16 protein-coding genes and 1 pseudogene are annotated in these 17,304 nt (G+C 62.7%); 7 read left to right on the forward strand and 10 right to left on the reverse strand.

Going from position 1 to position 17,304, the window contains the following annotated elements:
- Positions 1 to 54: 54 nt before the first annotated feature.
- Entirely contained in the window at positions 55 to 834 is a 780-nt protein-coding gene (locus BLW80_RS21485; protein ID WP_093759543.1) for an SDR family oxidoreductase, read from the forward strand.
- A 168-nt stretch (positions 835 to 1,002) separates the two neighbouring features.
- Here the strand turns inward: BLW80_RS21485 and BLW80_RS21490 are convergent, their stop codons facing one another.
- The 3 genes from BLW80_RS21490 to BLW80_RS21500 form a co-directional block, all read right to left on the reverse strand.
- Positions 1,003 to 1,914, reverse strand: coding sequence for a 4-(cytidine 5'-diphospho)-2-C-methyl-D-erythritol kinase (locus BLW80_RS21490; protein WP_093759544.1), 912 nt, complete (start codon positions 1,912 to 1,914; stop codon positions 1,003 to 1,005).
- Positions 1,915 to 1,918: 4 nt separating this feature from the next.
- Positions 1,919 to 3,706, reverse strand: coding sequence for a tetratricopeptide repeat protein (locus BLW80_RS21495; RefSeq protein WP_093759545.1), 1,788 nt, complete (start codon positions 3,704 to 3,706; stop codon positions 1,919 to 1,921).
- 311 nt (positions 3,707 to 4,017) lie between these two features.
- Positions 4,018 to 5,676, reverse strand: coding sequence for an electron transfer flavoprotein-ubiquinone oxidoreductase (locus BLW80_RS21500; protein WP_093759546.1), 1,659 nt, complete (start codon positions 5,674 to 5,676; stop codon positions 4,018 to 4,020).
- Between the two features lie 155 nt (positions 5,677 to 5,831).
- On the opposite strand from BLW80_RS21500, the gene BLW80_RS21505 reads away from it, so the two are divergent.
- Positions 5,832 to 6,665, forward strand: a complete 834-nt coding sequence (locus BLW80_RS21505) for a uracil-DNA glycosylase (RefSeq protein ID WP_093759547.1) — start codon at positions 5,832 to 5,834, stop codon at positions 6,663 to 6,665.
- A 14-nt stretch (positions 6,666 to 6,679) separates the two neighbouring features.
- Here BLW80_RS21505 and BLW80_RS21510 read toward each other — a convergent pair whose 3' ends face one another.
- From BLW80_RS21510 to BLW80_RS21525, 4 genes are all read right to left on the reverse strand, one after another.
- On the reverse strand, positions 6,680 to 8,188 hold the full coding sequence (locus BLW80_RS21510) for a glycosyltransferase family 39 protein (RefSeq protein ID WP_093759548.1): 1,509 nt from the start codon (positions 8,186 to 8,188) through the stop codon (positions 6,680 to 6,682).
- 82 nt (positions 8,189 to 8,270) lie between these two features.
- Positions 8,271 to 8,999 (reverse strand): ribonuclease HII, encoded by a 729-nt coding sequence (gene rnhB, locus BLW80_RS21515; protein ID WP_093759549.1) that lies wholly within the window; start codon positions 8,997 to 8,999, stop codon positions 8,271 to 8,273.
- Between the two features lie 74 nt (positions 9,000 to 9,073).
- Positions 9,074 to 9,532 (reverse strand): VOC family protein, encoded by a 459-nt coding sequence (locus tag BLW80_RS21520; protein WP_502688621.1) that lies wholly within the window; start codon positions 9,530 to 9,532, stop codon positions 9,074 to 9,076.
- A 111-nt stretch (positions 9,533 to 9,643) separates the two neighbouring features.
- Entirely contained in the window at positions 9,644 to 10,807 is a 1,164-nt protein-coding gene (locus tag BLW80_RS21525; RefSeq protein WP_093759550.1) for a PA0069 family radical SAM protein, read from the reverse strand.
- A gap of 204 nt (positions 10,808 to 11,011) precedes the next feature.
- Here BLW80_RS21525 and BLW80_RS21530 point away from each other — a divergent pair, with 204 nt between their 5' ends.
- Together BLW80_RS21530 and BLW80_RS21535 are read left to right on the forward strand one after the other, a co-directional pair.
- The gene (locus BLW80_RS21530) at positions 11,012 to 11,581 is read left to right on the forward strand and encodes a glycosyltransferase (protein WP_089262399.1); all 570 of its coding nucleotides are present in this window, start codon (positions 11,012 to 11,014) and stop codon (positions 11,579 to 11,581) included.
- Positions 11,582 to 11,613: 32 nt separating this feature from the next.
- A pseudogene (locus tag BLW80_RS21535) lies at positions 11,614 to 12,090 on the forward strand (GNAT family N-acetyltransferase); the annotation flags it as partial.
- Here the strand turns inward: BLW80_RS21535 and moaB are convergent.
- Together moaB and ypfJ are read right to left on the reverse strand one after the other, a co-directional pair.
- The gene (gene moaB / locus BLW80_RS21540; protein ID WP_093759552.1) at positions 12,087 to 12,647 is read right to left on the reverse strand and encodes a molybdenum cofactor biosynthesis protein B; all 561 of its coding nucleotides are present in this window, start codon (positions 12,645 to 12,647) and stop codon (positions 12,087 to 12,089) included. The pseudogene BLW80_RS21535 and the gene moaB sit on opposite strands and share 4 nt — an antisense overlap.
- A gap of 2 nt (positions 12,648 to 12,649) precedes the next feature.
- A complete protein-coding gene (gene ypfJ / locus BLW80_RS21545; RefSeq protein ID WP_089262405.1) occupies positions 12,650 to 13,591 on the reverse strand; it encodes a KPN_02809 family neutral zinc metallopeptidase in 942 nt (313 codons plus the stop codon).
- A gap of 240 nt (positions 13,592 to 13,831) precedes the next feature.
- Between ypfJ and BLW80_RS21550 the strand changes: the two genes are divergently transcribed.
- Together BLW80_RS21550 and BLW80_RS21555 are read left to right on the forward strand one after the other, a co-directional pair.
- Positions 13,832 to 14,965 carry a site-specific DNA-methyltransferase gene (locus BLW80_RS21550; protein WP_093759553.1) on the forward strand — a complete coding sequence of 378 codons (1,134 nt, stop codon included), beginning with the start codon at positions 13,832 to 13,834 and terminating at the stop codon, positions 14,963 to 14,965.
- A gap of 150 nt (positions 14,966 to 15,115) precedes the next feature.
- Positions 15,116 to 15,802 (forward strand): glutathione S-transferase family protein, encoded by a 687-nt coding sequence (locus BLW80_RS21555; RefSeq protein ID WP_093759554.1) that lies wholly within the window; start codon positions 15,116 to 15,118, stop codon positions 15,800 to 15,802.
- Between the two features lie 53 nt (positions 15,803 to 15,855).
- On the opposite strand, the gene BLW80_RS21560 is transcribed toward BLW80_RS21555, so the two are convergent.
- Entirely contained in the window at positions 15,856 to 16,284 is a 429-nt protein-coding gene (locus BLW80_RS21560; protein WP_089262411.1) for a nuclear transport factor 2 family protein, read from the reverse strand.
- A 91-nt stretch (positions 16,285 to 16,375) separates the two neighbouring features.
- Between BLW80_RS21560 and BLW80_RS21565 the strand changes: the two genes are divergently transcribed.
- On the forward strand, positions 16,376 to 17,299 hold the full coding sequence (locus BLW80_RS21565; protein ID WP_093759555.1) for a LysR family transcriptional regulator: 924 nt from the start codon (positions 16,376 to 16,378) through the stop codon (positions 17,297 to 17,299).
- The last annotated feature ends 5 nt before the right edge of the window (positions 17,300 to 17,304 follow it).

The raw sequence follows: 17,304 nt of genomic DNA on the forward strand, positions 1-17,304 counted from the left end.
CCGCAGGGGCCTAACTCTGCCGCAGACACTCCCTTCTGCAATCAGAGGCATTCCATGGATCTTCATTTGCGCGGCAAGCGCGTCCTGATCACGGGCGCATCCAAGGGTATCGGCGCGGCGGCCGCGGAAGCGTTTGCCGAAGAAGGCTGCGATCTCCGCCTCGCGGCCCGCAATGTGGAGCAGATGCAAGCGCTGGCGGACCGGCTGCGATCCAACCACCAGATCGACGTCGCCGTGCATGGCGTCGATCTGCGCAAGCCGGACGATCTGGCCGCGCTGGCGGTCGCAACTGGCGATATCGACATCCTCGTCAACAATGCCGGCGATATTCCCGGCGGATCGCTCGACAGGATCGACGAGCCGACCTGGCGCCATGCCTGGGACCTCAAAGTGTTCGGCTTCATCAATCTGACGCGCCTCGTCTATGCGCAGATGAAGGCGCGCGGTCATGGCGTGATCGTCAACGACATCGGGGCTGCCGGCGAGAAGTTCGACGCCAATTACATCTGCGGCAGCGCCGGCAATGCGGCGTTGATGGCGTTCACGCGGGCGCTGGGCGGCAAGAGCCTGAAGGACAATATCCGCGTCGTCGGCATCAACCCGGGCCCGGTGGAGACCGAGCGCCACATTACGCTGATGAAAACCCGCGCCAAGGCGCAATTCGGTGACGAGAATCGTTTCCGGGAATTGCAGCAGGGCCTGCCGCTGGGCCGCGCTGCGAAACCGCGCGAGATCGCCGATATGATGACGTTTCTGGCGTCAGATCGCGCGGGCTATACGACCGGCGTGATCTACACTGTGGATGGTGGCTACAGCGCAGGCTGGGGCAGTTAGTCGCTTTTCTTAACCTCGCCCCGCTTGCGGGGAGAGGTCGGAGCACGAGCGGCAGCGAGTGATCCGGGTGAGGGGGAGCCAGTGTTTCACGCGCTGGCTCCCCCTCACCCGTCGCGGACTTCGTCCGCGCCACCCTCTCCCCGCAGGCGGGGCGAGGGAAAAAGCGCGCTAGCTCAGCGCGCCGGCATGCACCCACCACAGCGGGTGGGCGAGTTGAATGGCGCCGGCCGCGCGCTGCGCGTCGGTGTCGTTGCCGAACAGCGCAAAACAGGTCGCGCCCGAACCCGACATGCGAGCCAAGCGAACGCCTTCGGCACCGCGTAAGGCCGACAGCACGGTGTCAATCACGGGCTCGACCTTCAGCGCAGGCGCTTCGAGATCGTTGGTTCCGGCATTGAGCGCGTCGATCCAGGCATCGAGTGAGCCGCCTTCATTCGGCCAGGTAGCCCGTTTCAGGACGTCTTTGACGCCGACACGCAGCTCGCCATTCTTCAGGCCGAGCTCCTTGAACACATCCTTGGTCGCTACCGGCACGCGCGGATTGACCATCACGCAGGGCAACCGCGGAATGCTGAGCGGCAGCAGGTTTTCGCCCACACCCGTCATCACGCAGGCGTGCGACGGCACGCAAACCGGCACATCGGCGCCGGTCAGGCGCGCCACTTCGAGCACGCGGGGATCGTCCATTTCGAGATTGTTGGCGCGCACCAGGAGGCGGAGCGCTGCGGCAGCATCCGCCGACCCGCCGCCAATGCCGGCGGCAACCGGCAAGTGCTTGTCGAGTGCAAAGCGCCCGAATGTAAGACCCTCGACGCGCTCGCCGAGCAGCCGGGCGGCCTTGATCACGAGATTATCGGCGGTGTCGCCGCATTCCTGCGCGCGCGGGCCGGTCGCGGTCAGCGACAGATCGCCGCCCGCATCCAGCGTCAATCTATCGGCGCAATCGGCAAAGGCCACGACGCTTTCGAGATCATGATAGCCGTCAACTCGACGGCCGATGACGCGCAGGGTCAGATTGACCTTGGCGCGCGCATCTTCTTCGAGAACCGGGCTCGTTGAACCGGTCGTGCCCCCAACCATGGAATTAGCCGCCTTTGCCGTCTTCTTTTTTCTTGTCGTTGGATGCAGCGGACGACGATGGCTCGTCCGACAGACCGTTTTCCATCTTGGCTTCGATCTTTGGAATCTCTTCGGCTTCCGGCTTCAGATCCTTGGCGTGCTGCCACTGGAACTTGGCTTCCAGCTTGCGCCCGACGCGCCAATAGGCATCGCCGAGATGGTCGTTGATGGTCGGATCTTCCGGCTTCAGGTCGATGGCACGTTCGAGCTGCTTCACGGCATCGTCGAAATTGCCGATGCGGTAATAGGCCCAGCCGAGCGAGTCGACGATGTAGCCATCGTCCGGACGCTGGTCGACGGCGCGTTTGATCATCTTCATGGCGTCGTCGAGATTGATGCCCTGATCAATCCAGGAATAGCCGAGATAGTTCAGCACATGCGGCTGTTCGGGCTGCAATTCGAGCGCCTTGCGCATATCGACTTCAGCCTTGGCCCACTGCTTGGAACGCTCCAGGCAGATGCCGCGGAAGTAGAAATACACCCAGTTCGGCTTGTCCTGGTTGGCGGCGATGACATCGATGCCCTTGGTGTAGGTCTCGGAGCAATCGGCGAACTTCTTGCGACCGCGCTCGATATTACCGAGCGCCATGATGGCTTCGAGATCCTTCGGATCGTCGGCAACGACGCCCTTGAGAATCTTGATGCCTTCATCACTGCGATCGGCCGCATCGAGATCGGTGGCCTGCTGGATCTGCGCATTGCGCTTCAGCGCCGAATTGGCGGGCACGCGCTCATAGACCTTGATGGCCATCTGCGGCTTCTTCACCGACTCATAGAGGTCGGCGAGCGACAGCAGCGCCAGCGAGTGGTCCGGCTTGAGATAAAGCGAGAGCTGCAGATAGACCAGCGCGAGGTCTTCGCCGCCGCGGCGGGTCAGCGACGCGCCAATGCCATAAAGTGCTTCAGCAGCGCCAGCCTGCGGGCTCTCGACCAGCGGTGCCAGCTTCTTGCCGGCCTTGGTCTCGCGGATACCTTCCAGCACCAGCGGGTGACGGGCGAGCTTCTTGTTGAAGGTCTCGTAGATGCCGAGCGCTGCGGCGTCGTCCTTGTTGCGCGAGGTCCAGCGGCCATAGGCGTCGACCACGCGCAGCGCGGAATCATCGAGCTTGTAGGCGCGCTCGAAACGGGCGCCCGCATCCTTCTGCTTGTTGGCAAGATCGAGGATCAGGCCAGCATGCAGATCCTTAAAGATCGGATACCATTCCGGACCGGCCAGCTTGTCGATATTGGCAATCGCCGTCTTGCTCTCACCAGCGCCGTAGCCGGCCCAGGCCGACAGCAGCGTCGCAACGAGGTCGGTGATCGGGCCGCGCACCGACTGGTTGATATTGGTCTGCGCGGCAGCATATTTCTTCAGCTTGAGATCGCGCACGCCCACGACGAGACGCGCGACACGGTTCGACTTGTCGATGGTCAGGATGCGATCGGCGAGCTTCACGGCCTCATCGATGTCGCCATCGGCGAGCGAGGAGATGAAAGCGCGATCGAGCAGTTCATTGTTCTTCGGATCGGTGCGCAGAGCAGAGCGGTAAAACGCCGCAGCCGAGGTGGCGTCGCGCTCGACGCTGGCATGCCGGGCGGCCAGATAACTGCCGGCGGTGGTGAGCGACTTCAGATCGCGGGATGTGGGAAACTGGGCGGCGGAGCTATCGCCGGTATGATCCGGGGTTTGCGCCAGCAGCTGACCGGGCATCGCGAGGACGGCGACCGTGGCGGCAGCGAGCGTCAAACGATTGAAACGGATGGACAACATAGGGTTCGCCTAGCTCCAGGATTTATGGGCAGGATATCGAGCAAGAACGCGAGCAGGACTGCAAGACAGGCTCGGATGCGCAGCCGACCCGGCAACGTAGCGCATGCCGACAATGCCGCGTTTGGCGGTCAATCGCAAGGATCGGGGGCGCGATCGCACCAGTGGCACCTTGAAGCCTGTCAGCAATTGGGCCGCCGGATTGCGCCACTGCCCCTGAGAACGCTCGCACTGTGGCGTTATCGTGACATCCGGCCGGTGTAGCGGCCCGCCTACGGGCGCCGCCGCTCACACAATCGTAATCAGCGAACCGGTTACATCGCCTCGTAGTTCGGGCCGCCGCCACCTTCCGGCGGAACCCAGGTGATGTTCCCGTTGGGATCCTTCACGTCGCAGGTTTTGCAGTGGACGCAATTCTGCGCATTGATCTGGAATCGCGCACCGCTCGACTCTTCAACCCACTCATAGACGCCTGCCGGGCAATAGCGATTCGATGGACCGGCAAAGACGTCGTGCTCCGACGACTTCTGCAGCGCCATGTCGGCAACCTTGAGATGGATCGGCTGGTCTTCTTCGTGATTGGTATTCGACAGAAACACCGAGGACAGACGATCGAAGGTGATCTTGCCGTCCGGCTTCGGATAGACGATCGGCTGATACTGCTTGGCGGGCTTGAGCGCCTTGCGATCCGGCTTCTCATGCTTCTGGGTGCCGAACAGCGAGAAGCCGAACGTGTTGCACCACATGTCGAAGCCACCGAGCGCGTTGCCAAGGAGGGTCCCGAACTTGGACCACAGCGGCTTGGCATTGCGGACCGGATAGAGATCCTTCCCGATCGAGGACGACCGCCAGCCGGTCTCGTATTCCATCAACTCGTCATTGGCGCGACCTGCCGCCAGCGCAGCGGAGACGTGCTCGGCAGCCTGCATGCCTGATGCCATGGCGTTGTGAACACCCTTGATGCGCGGCACGTTGACGAAGCCTGCGGCGCAGCCGATCAGCGCCCCGCCCGGGAAGACCAGCTTCGGCACCGACTGGTAGCCGCCCTCGGTGATCGCACGCGAACCGTAGGCGAGGCGCTTGCCGCCTTCGAATGTGTCGCGGATCAGCGGATGGGTCTTGAAGCGCTGGAATTCCTCAAACGGATAGAGATAGGGGTTTTCGTAGTTCAGGTGCAGCACGAAGCCGACAGCCACGAGGTTATCGTCGTAGTGGTACAGGAACGTGCCGCCGCCCACGTCATTGTCGAGCGGCCAGCCGAACGAGTGCTTCACCGTGCCCTTCTGGTGCTTGGCCGGATCGATCTGCCAGACTTCCTTGATGCCGATGCCGAACTTGCCGGGCTCGCAATCCTTGTCGAGGGCGAATTTGGCGATGATCTGCTTGGTCAGCGAACCACGCGCGCCTTCGGCGAACAGCGTGTATTTGCCGAGCAGTTCCATGCCTCGGGTGAACGAATCCTTCGGCTTGCCGTCGCGGCCGATACCCATGTCGCCAGTGGCGATGCCGCGCACGGCGCCATTGTCGTCATACAGCGTCTCGGCAGCCGCGAAGCCGGGATAGATTTCGACGCCGAGAGCTTCTGCCTTCGCGCCCAACCAGCGGCACACCATACCGAGCGAGGTGATGTAGCAGTGATGATTGTTCATCAACGGCGGCATCAGGAAGTTCGGCAGCTTGAAGCCGCCGGTCTTGGTCATGAAATAGAACTGGTCGTCCTTGACCTGGGTCTTGAGCGGGCAGTCCGCATCGTCGCGCCAGTCCGGGATCAGCTTGTCGAGATTGACGGGATCGATCACCGCGCCGGACAGGATGTGCGCACCGACTTCGGAACCCTTTTCCACCACGACGATGGACAGGTCCGCATTGAGCTGTTTCAGCCGGATCGCGGCCGACAGACCGGAGGGCCCGGCACCGACGATGACGACGTCGAATTCCATGGACTCGCGCGGCGGAAGTTCTTCAGTGCTCATAATCTCGTCTCGGACCCGTTTCCAACCCGTTCAGAACGCTTCTAAGGGCTGTTGTTTCCGATTTTTGGCGGAAGAACAACCACCTAAATGCACAGGGGGCGTTTCGCTGGGCGGCGATCCGGCCTAGATTGGTGGCATGCCTGCGACCCCCTCTCATGACGCCTGAACCCCACCCCAGCGTTGCGCAACTGCTCGCCTTTTATCTGGAGGCAGGGGTCGATTGCGCATTGATGGATGAGCCGGTGAACCGGCTGTCGGACGACCTCCCGCCGCCTGCCCGGGAGCTGTCCGACAGCGCGCCGAAGCGACCGCCGCTGAATGGCATGCCGCCGCCCCCAGCACGCCCACCCACCCGCGTCGAGGTCGCCCCGGACGTGGCGATTGCCGCCGCCCGCGACGCCGCACGCACCGCACCTTCGCTCGAGGTGTTGCGTGGCATGCTGGATACATTCGACGGCTGCGCGCTAAAATCGACCGCAACCCAACTGGTGTTTGCCGATGGCAATCCGCAGGCGCGGATCATGTTCGTCGGCGAGGCACCCGGCCGTGACGAGGACATCGAAGGCCTGCCCTTCGTCGGCCGGTCCGGCAAATTGCTCGACCTAATGATGGGCGCCATCGGCCTGAAGCGCACCGACGTCTATATCGCCAATGTGATTCCGTGGCGGCCGCCGGGCAACCGCACGCCGACGCCGCAGGAGACACAGATCTGCCTGCCGTTCATCCAGCGCCAGATCGAGCTGGTGAATCCTGACATCCTCGTCACGCTCGGCAATCCGTCGACACAGACGCTGCTGCAGACCCGCGACGGCATCATGAAGTCCAGGGGACGCTGGGTCGACTACGACACCGGCACCCGCAAGATCAAAGCACTGGCGACGTTCCACCCCGCCTATCTGCTGCGCTCGCCGTCTTATAAACGGATGACCTGGATGGATCTGCGATCGATCGCCAAGGCACTGGAAGCGCCATCGGGCAGGACGAGCTAGCGAAGGCGTTTCATCTAGGGTGCCTTTGGCCGGACAATTGCCCAACCGATCCGCAGCAAGGGCTGCCGGCCATTCACCAGACGTTCGAAGGCGCGCGGCACTTCCGGCACGAGGTTGGGAAAGCGCTGCGCGATCTCCGCGGGCGGCGTGCCGATCGTATCTGCCGCGCGCCACACCACGACGCCGCCGGTCTCGGCGAACTTCGCTGGCGTGATCCACGGCGTACGGGAAGGCACTGCATCGTTCAGCAGATGCGGCCGTGACGCGCTCATGCCGATCAATGCTGCGAGTTGCGCATCGCCTGCGACCGCCGACAGTGGACGATTGGTGCGACGTTCGAAACTCTCACCGAAGAAGCGCCCGATCTCGCGCGCGGGCAGCGCCGTCACATCTTCGGGGCCGTCAACCCAAGGCAGAATCACAAGGCTGGCGAAGGCTGCGAGTGCAGGCGCGATGATGGCGAAGGCCCAGACCTTGCGCAGCACGCGCTGGCGCCGCAGCGCGATCAGATCACCCGACGCCACGACGACGGCCAGACCCGACATGACCAGCGCAATGCCGGCGCCGCCGACCACGCGATCGAGGCCGTAGAGCGCAGCGAACAGGCTGCCGAGCAATCCCGGCGCGAGTGCAAAGAAAAACACATAGCCCCGCGCCAGCGGATCGACCGGCGGGCGGAAGATAATCGGAGCTTCCTCGGTCTTCGGAACGATGCGGCCCCAGTTCATCACCGTCAGCACGATCACGCCGGTAATTGACGCAAGCAGCCAGGCCATCAGCACGCCCCACTGCCGCGCCTGGCCGGCGATATCGGTCAGTTGCGGCGGTACAGGCACAATCGGTGCACCGGCCCGGATCACCCACATGGCCCATGGCAATGTCAGCACCGCGATGACCAGCAAGGCATAAAGCGGGTCGAACGACGTCAGGTTACGGCGGCCACGCGAGGTCGCGAGACCAAAGATGAGCGGCAGCGGCAACAACCACATGGCTTGAGGTGTGGTCAGCAGCAGCAGGCCGGCCTCGTTGGACAGCGCGAACCAGGCATTGCGACGGCCCTGCCCGATCGCCAGCCAGGCATGCAGCAGGAACATTGCCCAGAGCGGACGCGCGAGGATCAGCGGGCCGAATTCGATGCCGGGCGTGCTGAAGGCCGTGACCGTCATCGTCAGTAGCACGGCGATCACCGCTTGCGGGCCGCCGACGATGGCACTGCCGAGCTGATAGACCGCACGGAAGGTGAGGACGGCGCAGATCTGCGCCAGCAGATACACGCCGAAGACATGATTGCCGGCGGCCCGGAAGGCGATATCGGCCAACCAGAACGCCAGCGGCGGACCCATATGGGTGCCGACCTGATATTCCCGGCCATAGGCCAGCACGGTGGCGAGATCGCCGGGCGGACCGCGATAGAGCAGCAGGGGGACGACGAGCCAGATCGCGGCCTGACACAGCACGACGATCCAGAACACCAGCCGCGGCCGGGCGCGGATCAGTTCGACGATCAGGGAGGTGAAACGCATTGAACGTCTGAACCGGCCAGCAGGGAATGAAGCGTGCTCAGGTGATACGGCGCGGAGCCGGGAGAGGCAACCGCCTGAGCGCTCAGGCGGTTATCTCGATATCGATGGCGGTGTGGACTTCGATCAGACCCGCCGCACGAACGCCAGCCTGATGACGCGCACGCGCCGCAGCAACCGGCGCGAACAGGCTGCGATGATGAATGCTGGGCCCCAGTTCATTCAGCGCGGCCATATGCTGCGGCACGCCGTAACCCTTGTGCACCTCGAAGCCGTAGCCCGGGCAATCCTCGGCCAGCCGGCACATCAGCCGGTCGCGCGACACCTTGGCGATGATCGAGGCTGCTGCGATGGAGAGCACCAACGCGTCGCCGCCAATGACGGCCTCGCAATCGGCCGTCGTGTCGATCCGGTCACGGCCGTCGACAAACACATGTTTCGGCGCATGCGGCAGCGACGCGACCGCGCGGGCCAGCGCCCAAAGCGAGGCCCGCAGGATATTGTCGCGGTCGATCCGGGTGGGTGATGCGTAGGCGACGGCAAATGACGACGTAGCGCAGATTTCCTCGAACAGCGCCTCGCGCTTGCTCTCTGTCAGCTTCTTGGAATCGTCGAGGCCTTTTGGAATGTTGTTCGGGTCCAACACAACCGCGGCGGCAACCACCGGTCCTGCGAGCGGACCACGCCCGGCCTCGTCGCAACCAGCCACCGGCCAGATGCCTTTCTTGAGCAGTGCGCGCTCGCGCGTGAAGCTCGGCGCGACCACGATCTTGCGCGGCTTGGCCGGCGCTTTCTTCTTTTCATCCCGAATCATCGGAGGATCGTGCTGAAGCAGCCCCTACAGCGCAACCGGGAACTCGGAATCGTGCCCGCTATTCAGGTCGGGCCTTAATCGTCCAGATGCACCCGCCGGTCATCACCGACCTCGATCCCCGGTGCCGTCACCACGTCCCATGCGTGCCCGTCCGGGTCGGCAAAGTAGCCGGAATAGCCACCATAGTCGGTCCTGCGCGCCGGCTTCAAAAGCGAACCGCCGCAATCAACGGCGAAAGCGAGCACCGCATCGACCTCGCTTTCGGAGCGACAATTCCACGCCAGCGTGCTGCCGCGAAACGCCTGCGGCCTTGGATGGTCAGGCAATGTCGCGTCCTGCGCCAGTTGATCCCATGGAAACAGCGCGAGGACGCTGGCGCCGGTGTCGAAAAAGGCAATTGCATCGCCAGAGGCACGGGCCTTTCGCGTAAAGCCCAGCGCTTCGTAGAAGGCAATGCTCCTGCGCATATCCGCCACGCCCAGCGTGATTACCGTCATGCGCGCGATCAGCGCCGGTGGTTTCGTCATCGTCATGCGTGTCACTCCTGTACTCACTCTATAGATCGAAAAGAGGGACGTTGGCAGGCTCTGGTTTCCTGCCAACGTCCCCTCTCCACCACTCCGTACGCTGCGAGACCTGCGGAGTTAGAACAGATTCAGTTGCTGACCGGCACCGGCCGGCTTCTCGAAATGATCGAGGGTGAGTTTCGAACGACGCTTGTTGAGGCCAAGCTTCGTGCAGGCGATCTCGAAGCGGCGACCGATCATCCAGGCCATCGGTCCGGTGCCCTTCATGCGCGTGCCCCATTGCGAGTCGTAATCGCGGCCACCGCGCATTTCGCGGATCAGCGTGAAAACATGCCGATAGCGATCCGGATAATTCGCGATCAGCCACTCGCGAAACAGATCGCGTACTTCCATCGGCAGCCGCAGCAAAACGTAGCTAGCTTCCTTGACGCCGGCATGCGCGGCGGCATCGAGAATCCGTTCGATCTCGCTGTCGTTCAGCGCGGGGATCACCGGCGCCACCATCACCGTGGTCGGAATGCCAGCCTCGGATAGCTGCCGCAAAGCTTCCAGCCGCTTCGACGGCGTCGACGCGCGCGGCTCCATGGTGCGCGCGAGCTTTGGATCGAGTGACGTCACCGACAACGCCACTTTGACCAGATTGCGCTTCGCCATCCGCGCCAGGATATCGATGTCGCGCGTCACCAAAGCCGACTTGGTGACGATGCCGACAGGATGACCGGTCTTCTCCAGCACTTCGAGAATGCCGCGCATCACCTGACGCTCGCGCTCGATCGGCTGATACGGATCGGTATTGGTACCGATCGCGATCATCTTCGGCTCGTATTCGGCGGCGGCCAGCTCCTTCTCAAGCAGCGCCGGCGCATCGGGCTTCACGAACAGTTTGGATTCGAAATCGAGCCCGGGCGAGAGACCGAGATAGGCGTGGGTCGGCCGCGCGAAACAATAGACGCAGCCATGCTCGCAGCCGCGATAGGGATTGATCGAACGGTCGAAGCCGATATCCGGCGATTCATTGCGCGTGATGACCTTGCGCGCGGTGTCCGTCGCAACAGTCGTCTTGAACGGCGGCAATTCATCGAGGCTCTGCCAGCCGTCATCAAAGGCGACCCGGGCCTCGGCCTCGTAGCGCCCGCTGTCGTTGGACTGGGCACCGCGGCCGCGTCGCCGCTGCTGGTCGATCGCCACCGCGATCTCGGGAAAAGGGGAAAGCGCACCCGCCGGCTTATCGGAGGGCGCCGGGACCGGCGGGTGCTTGAGGGCAGCGATCTGGCGACTCATGAAGCCACGATAGCGCACGCATGGAACAAAGCAAGAACATAAATAGAGTGGCACACGGCCGGGGCACTGTGCATTCTCCCGCCGCCTCAGAGAGGCGACCGAAAGTCGAACCGCCCCGAAATTGCAGCAGCCGCCGGTGCCGCATAGACTATGACGAAACGATAACGCGGCCACCCCGTTGTTGAGAGGTATTATCCGACACCCATGCTGAGCGTGATCATCCCCACCGAAGGCGTCGAACAGCCCGCTGTTGCCACACTGGCAGCGCTGGTACCGGGCGCTGCTGCCGGTGTGATCCGCGAAGTGCTGCTGGTCGATCGCGCTGGCACCGATGTCATCGAACGTGTCGCCGATGTCGCGGGCTGCGGCTTCCTGACCTCGCAGGGCTCGCGCGCCGCGGCAATGGCCGCCGGCGCCAAGCAGGCGCGCTCGCCCTGGCTAATGTTTCTCCATGCCGGCGCCGTGCTCGATGCCGGCTGGATCGAGGAGACCCAGCAATTCATCCAGCGCGTCTCGACCAGCAACCGCCCCCGCGCGGGCATTTTCCGCTATGCGCGCTCGCCCTATGACGAGACCAATTTTCGCGATGGCCTGAAGCACCTGGTCCGGATGATCACAGGCCCCAAGGCCGATCAAGGTCTGCTGATTGCACGTGAACACTACGACCGTCTCGGGGGCTACGCACCCGATGCCCGGCGCTCCGAAGCGCGGCTGCTGCGCCAGCTCGGCCGCTCCTCACGCACATTGCTGCGCAGCCGGATCATCGTCGCCTGACCATGGCCGCCCAAGCCCCCGATGCCGTTCGGCCTGCAGTGCTACGCGATCTCCAGCCTGGCGATATCGACTGGGTGATCCGCAGTCACGGCGAGCTCTATGCGGCCGAATACGGGTTCGATGCATCCTTCAAGGCGCTGGTAGCCGACATCGCCGCAGAATTCCTCGCATCATGCGATGCCACGCGCGAACGCTGCTGGATCGCCGAGATGGATGGCGCGCCCGTCGGCTCCCTGTTTCTCGTGAAGGCATCCGACGACGTCGCCAAGTTTCGACTCTTGCTGATCGACCCCAAGGCGCGTGGACAAAAGCTCGGCCAGCGAATGGTGACGGAATCCATCGCCTTTGCGCGGCAATGCGGTTATCGCAGGATCACGCTCTGGACCCAGAGCAATCTCGGCGCTGCGCGAAAAATCTATCAGGATGCAGGTTTCGCGCTGGCCGCCACCGAGCCGCATCGCAGTTTCGGGCAGGATTTGATCGGCGAGACCTGGGAACTGGTGCTTTAGACCGACGCGCCCTTCGCCTTCGGGCGTCGCAGATGCTCATCGAGCCGCGGCATGATCTCCACGAAATTGCAGGGCCGCGTGCGATAATCCAGTTGCGCGGCAAGGATGCCGTCCCAGCCGTCGCGGCAGGCACCGGGCGAACCCGGCAGGCAGAAGATAAGTGTCGCGCCGGCGGTACCAGCAGTCGCGCGGCTCTGAATCGTCGAGGTACCGATCTTGGCGTGGCTCAGCATGTGAAACGCAATCGAGAAACCATCCATCCGCTTCTCGAACAGAGGCTCGATGGCTTCCGGCGTGACATCGCGGCCGGTGAAGCCCGTGCCGCCGGTCGTGATGATCGCGTCAACACCGGGATCGGCGATCCATGCACGCACAATCGTCCGGATCGCCTCGACATCGTCAGTGACAATATCTCGCTTCGCCAGCGTGTGACCGGCCGATGTCAGCCGATCCGCCAGCGTCGCACCGGACTTGTCGTCGTCAAGCGAGCGCGTATCGGAGATCGTCAGTACCGCGATGTTGAGCGGCACGAAGGCCTTGGTCGCATCAGGCTCCATCACTACAGCCGATCCGTCGCAAATGTGTTGCAGGCCTGCACGGTGCCTTGTTGATAGCCGGTCATGAACCAGCGCTTGCGCTGTTCGGCAGAACCGTGCGTGAACGAGTCCGGCACGACGCGGCCCTGTGCCTGACGTTGCAACGTATCGTCGCCGATGGCGGACGCGGTCTGCAGCGCAGCATCGATGTCGCCGGCTTCGAGGAAACCGGGGCGCTTCTTCGATTCGCGATTGACCCAGACGCCCGACAGACAATCGGCCTGCAACTCGACGCGGACCTGCAGCAGATTGGCCTCAGCCTTGCTGCCGGCCTGCTGCTGCAGGCGTGTCACGCGCGGAATGATCCCGAGCAGGTTCTGAATGTGATGGCCGGCTTCATGCGCAATGATATAGGCCGCGGTAAATTTGCAGGCATTGCCCGAGCAACCGCGGAATTTGGTTTCGACCTGACGGAAGAAGCCGGTGTCGAGATAGATCTTCTTGTCGGGCGGACAGTAGAACGGCCCCATCGCCGACTGCGCATTGCCGCAGCGCCCGCCATTGGTGGCATTACGAAACAGCACGATCTGCGGCCCGGTATATTTCTGCCCGCTCTCCTTGAAGATTTCGTCCCAGCGATCGTCGATCTCGCCGAGCACGCCGGAGATCATGCTGCCCATCTCGTCGGTGGGTGCGCCTGATTTCGTCGGCGTCGAGCGCCGATCGGTCTGATAGGTCGGCGCCTGCTGGCCGCCGGTGAGAATTTCTGCACCGCCGATCAAGATGCGCGGATCGATGCCGAACGCCCAACCAACGAGGCCAAGCACAATCACCGTGCCGATGCCGAGACCACCGCCACCGCCCGGAATTCCGAAACCACCGCCACCTCCGCCGCCATATCCGCCGCCGCTATCGTCACGACGGTCGTCGATATTGTCGCTGCGACGGAAGTCATCGTAACGCATGAGGTAATTCCTTCATTTCAAGTCGCAGCATTTTAGACCGGTTTGACGCGATCCGAACACCATAACGCAATTGCAGCGCAAAATTTCCATTCCATTAAGCATTAACCTGCCCGGCAAAACTTGCCTAGTTCGAACTCGTTACCAATTAAGTCGATTTTTACTTTGCCCGGTCAATGTCTGCCTGTCGGTTGTTTAGTCCCGCGTCGCCGACAGCGTCGCCTGAGTCAGAGTAATTGAGTCATGGTTGTTTCGCGTCGCGGGGCGTCTGCAAGGGCGCCCCGCTCTCACTTCGAAACCTCTCCGAGCAGCAGCATCGTCATTGGTGATTGCGTCGCAGAGATGTCAAAACTCCCGGCAGGGTCGGTCGATCTGGTGTTCGCAGATCCGCCGTACAATCTGCAGCTGAAGGGCGATCTCAAGCGCCCCGATGAATCCCATGTCGATGCGGTGAATAATGACTGGGACAAGTTCTCGTCATTCGCCGCATATGACGACTTCACGCGCGCGTGGCTCCTCGCCGCACGCCGTATCATGAAGCCGTCGGCGACCCTGTGGGTCATCGGCTCCTATCACAATATTTTCCGCGTCGGCGCGATCATGCAGGATCTCGGCTTCTGGGTCCTCAACGATATCGTGTGGCGCAAATCGAATCCGATGCCGAATTTCCGCGGCCGTCGCTTCACCAATGCGCATGAGACCATGATCTGGGCTGCGCGCGATGAGAACGCCAAGGGCTATACGTTCAATTACGAAGCCCTCAAGGCCGCCAATGAAGACGTGCAGGCGCGTTCCGACTGGCTGATCCCGCTCTGCACCGGCGACGAACGCCTGAAGGGCTCGGACGGCAAGAAGGTTCACCCGACCCAGAAGCCGGAAGGCTTGCTCGCCCGCGTGCTGCTGTCATCGTCGAAGCCCGGCGATCTCGTGATCGATCCGTTCAACGGCACCGGCACCACTGGCGCCGTCGCCAAGCGCCTTGGCCGCAATTACATCGGCTTCGAGCGTGACCGCGACTACGCCGCCGCTGCCGAAGCACGCATCGCTGCGATCGAGCCGCTGCCGGAAGCAACGCTGGCGCCGTTTATGACCGCCCGCAGCGCGCCCCGCGTGGCATTCTCCGAACTGGTCGAGCGCGGCATGATCTCGCCCGGCACCAAGCTGGTCGATCTCAAGAAGCGTCATGGCGCATTGGTGCGCGCCGACGGCGCCATCATGTTCGGCGACAAGGTCGGCTCGATCCATCGCATGGGCGCGATGGCCCAGGGCTCGGCCTCCTGCAACGGCTGGACGTTCTGGCACGTCGAGACCAAGAAGGGCCTGCGCCTGATCGACGAACTCCGCGCCGAAATCCGCAGCGAGATGGGCGCGGTCTAAACGCCCCCGCCCATGCCACCGGCCGGACGCATGCGCCCGGCCATCGTCAAAACATCGCTTGCACTTCCCCTGAATTCCAAGCACGAGACGACGGTCCGCATCAGCGGCCCCGCCTCGTGCTTTGACGTACAAAATCCAGGGAGATTTGAGATGCTGAAGTTTTACTTCAACGGGTCGCCAAACCCGACCAAGGTCGCGCTGTTTCTGGAAGAAGCCGGCCTAGCCTATGAGCCGATCGCCATCGACACCCGCACCGGTGCGCAATTCAACCAGGACTTCCTGAAGATCAATCCGAACGGCAAGGTGCCTGCAATCGACGACGATGGCGTCAAGGTGTTCGACAGCAACGCCATCCTGCTCTATCTCGCCGAGAAGACCGGCAAATTCCTGCCCGCCAACACCCCGGCCAATCGCGGCGAGATGCTGTCCTGGCTGATGTTCGTCGCCACCGGCGTCGGTCCGTTTTTCGGCCAGGCCGTGCACTTCAAGCATTTTGCGCCGGAGAAGATCGACTATGCGCATAACCGCTATCAGTTCGAAGCCAAGCGCCATCTCGGCGTGCTCAACGACCGCCTCGCCGGCCGTCAATATATGGTCGGTGACAGCTACACGATCGTCGACATGGATGTCTGGGGCTGGGTGCGGATGACCAACTTCATTCTCGGCGACGAGGGCTTTGCCCAATTCCCCAACGTAAAGCGCCTGCATGATGAGATCTCGGCGCGCCCGGCCGCTGCGAAGGCTGTCGCCCTGAAGGACACATTCAAGTTCAAGGCCGAGATGGACGACGAAGCCCGCGCCGCCATGTTCAAACATCTCGCCACCAGCGCAGCCTGATCACGAACCATTCGACGAAGGCCGGGCGCAACACTGCGCCCGGCATTTTTGTGTCAGGCAGGCACGCGCGCCATCTCCTCCGGGAAAGGACCCAACACCCGCTCCACAAGCGCAGTGTCGCAATATTCCTTGATCATGGTGATCTTGCCGTTCTCGACACGCCACACCATGCAATAATCGTTGTCGTAACGATCGCCGGTCTTGGTGACATTGTCGCCCTTGGCCTCGACCACCACCAGATTGCCTTCCGCAATGAAATTGGACGCGACCGTGCGCGGCCGGATGTCGAATAACGACCTGAAATGTCCCATCAGGCCGTTGAGGATCGCATCCTTCCCCTTGAACGTGCGTCCCCAGGAATACTGCCCGACGACGATCCAGCACGCATCATCGGCGAGATGATCGGCGAAGGTCGTGCCGCTGCGGTTGGCTGAATCGCTATAGACCTGCTGAATAAGCTTCTTGTTGTCTGCCGTGCTCATTGTTCTGCTCCATCGTTTGAACGATGACGCAGTATGGGTTGGACAATCCCCATTCTTCCAATCGATAGTCTGTATGATATATATTCGGCTCATGAATTTAGCCGCGCTCGATCTCAATCTGCTTGTCGCGCTCGATGCATTGCTGCTGGAAAGCAATGTCGGCCGAGCCGCGATGCGGATCGGCCTGTCGCAACCGGCGGCGAGCCACGCGCTGCGCCGGCTGCGCGACGTTCTCAGCGATCCTCTGCTGGTCCGTGTCGGCGCCCGCATGGAGCTGACGCCGCGCGCACAGGCCCTGCGCGGTCCACTTGCCCAGACACTGGAGCAAGTCCGCGGACTGTTCATCCCGGATGTCTTCGACGCCCGCCAAAGCGACCGGCACTTTCGGCTGATGATGCCGGATCTGGCCGTCGAACTGCTGATGCCGCCATTGATGAAGAAGCTCGACAGCGTCGCGCCGGGCGTCCAGATCAACGTCGTGCCATGGCGCGGCCCGGCGATCATGACGGCGGAATTCGCCCGCAGCCTCGACATGGTGATCAGCATCGGCAACGCCTTCAACGGCTTCCATCGCCAATTGCTCTATGTCGATTCCGATGCCCTCGCCGTCCGCAGGGGTCATCCGGCGGCATCGCGCCTGAAAACGACCGACGGGTTTCTCAAAGCCCGTCATATCGCCGTGGTGCTCCGCGGCCAGAGCGAAGATCTGATCGACGACTGGCTGCGCAGCAAGAAACTGGAGCGGCAGATCGCCCTCGTCGTGCCGAGCTATATCGAGGCGCTGCACGTTGTGGCGCGCACCGATCTCGTGGCCTTTGTGCCGCGACGCCTGATCGCCGCATTGGCTCAGCCGCTATCGCTCACAATCATTGCCCCACCGCTCGATCCCGGCATCGACGAACAATTCATGTTCACGCCGACACGCGCGCAATTCGATTCCGGATCGATCTGGCTCCGCAAGATCATGCTGGAGACCGGCCGCGAACTCGACCCGCCAAAGCGCCGCACGGCCTGACGCAG

The organism is Tardiphaga sp. OK245 (assembly GCF_900108575.1).
GTDB classification, from domain to species: domain Bacteria; phylum Pseudomonadota; class Alphaproteobacteria; order Rhizobiales; family Xanthobacteraceae; genus Tardiphaga; species Tardiphaga robiniae.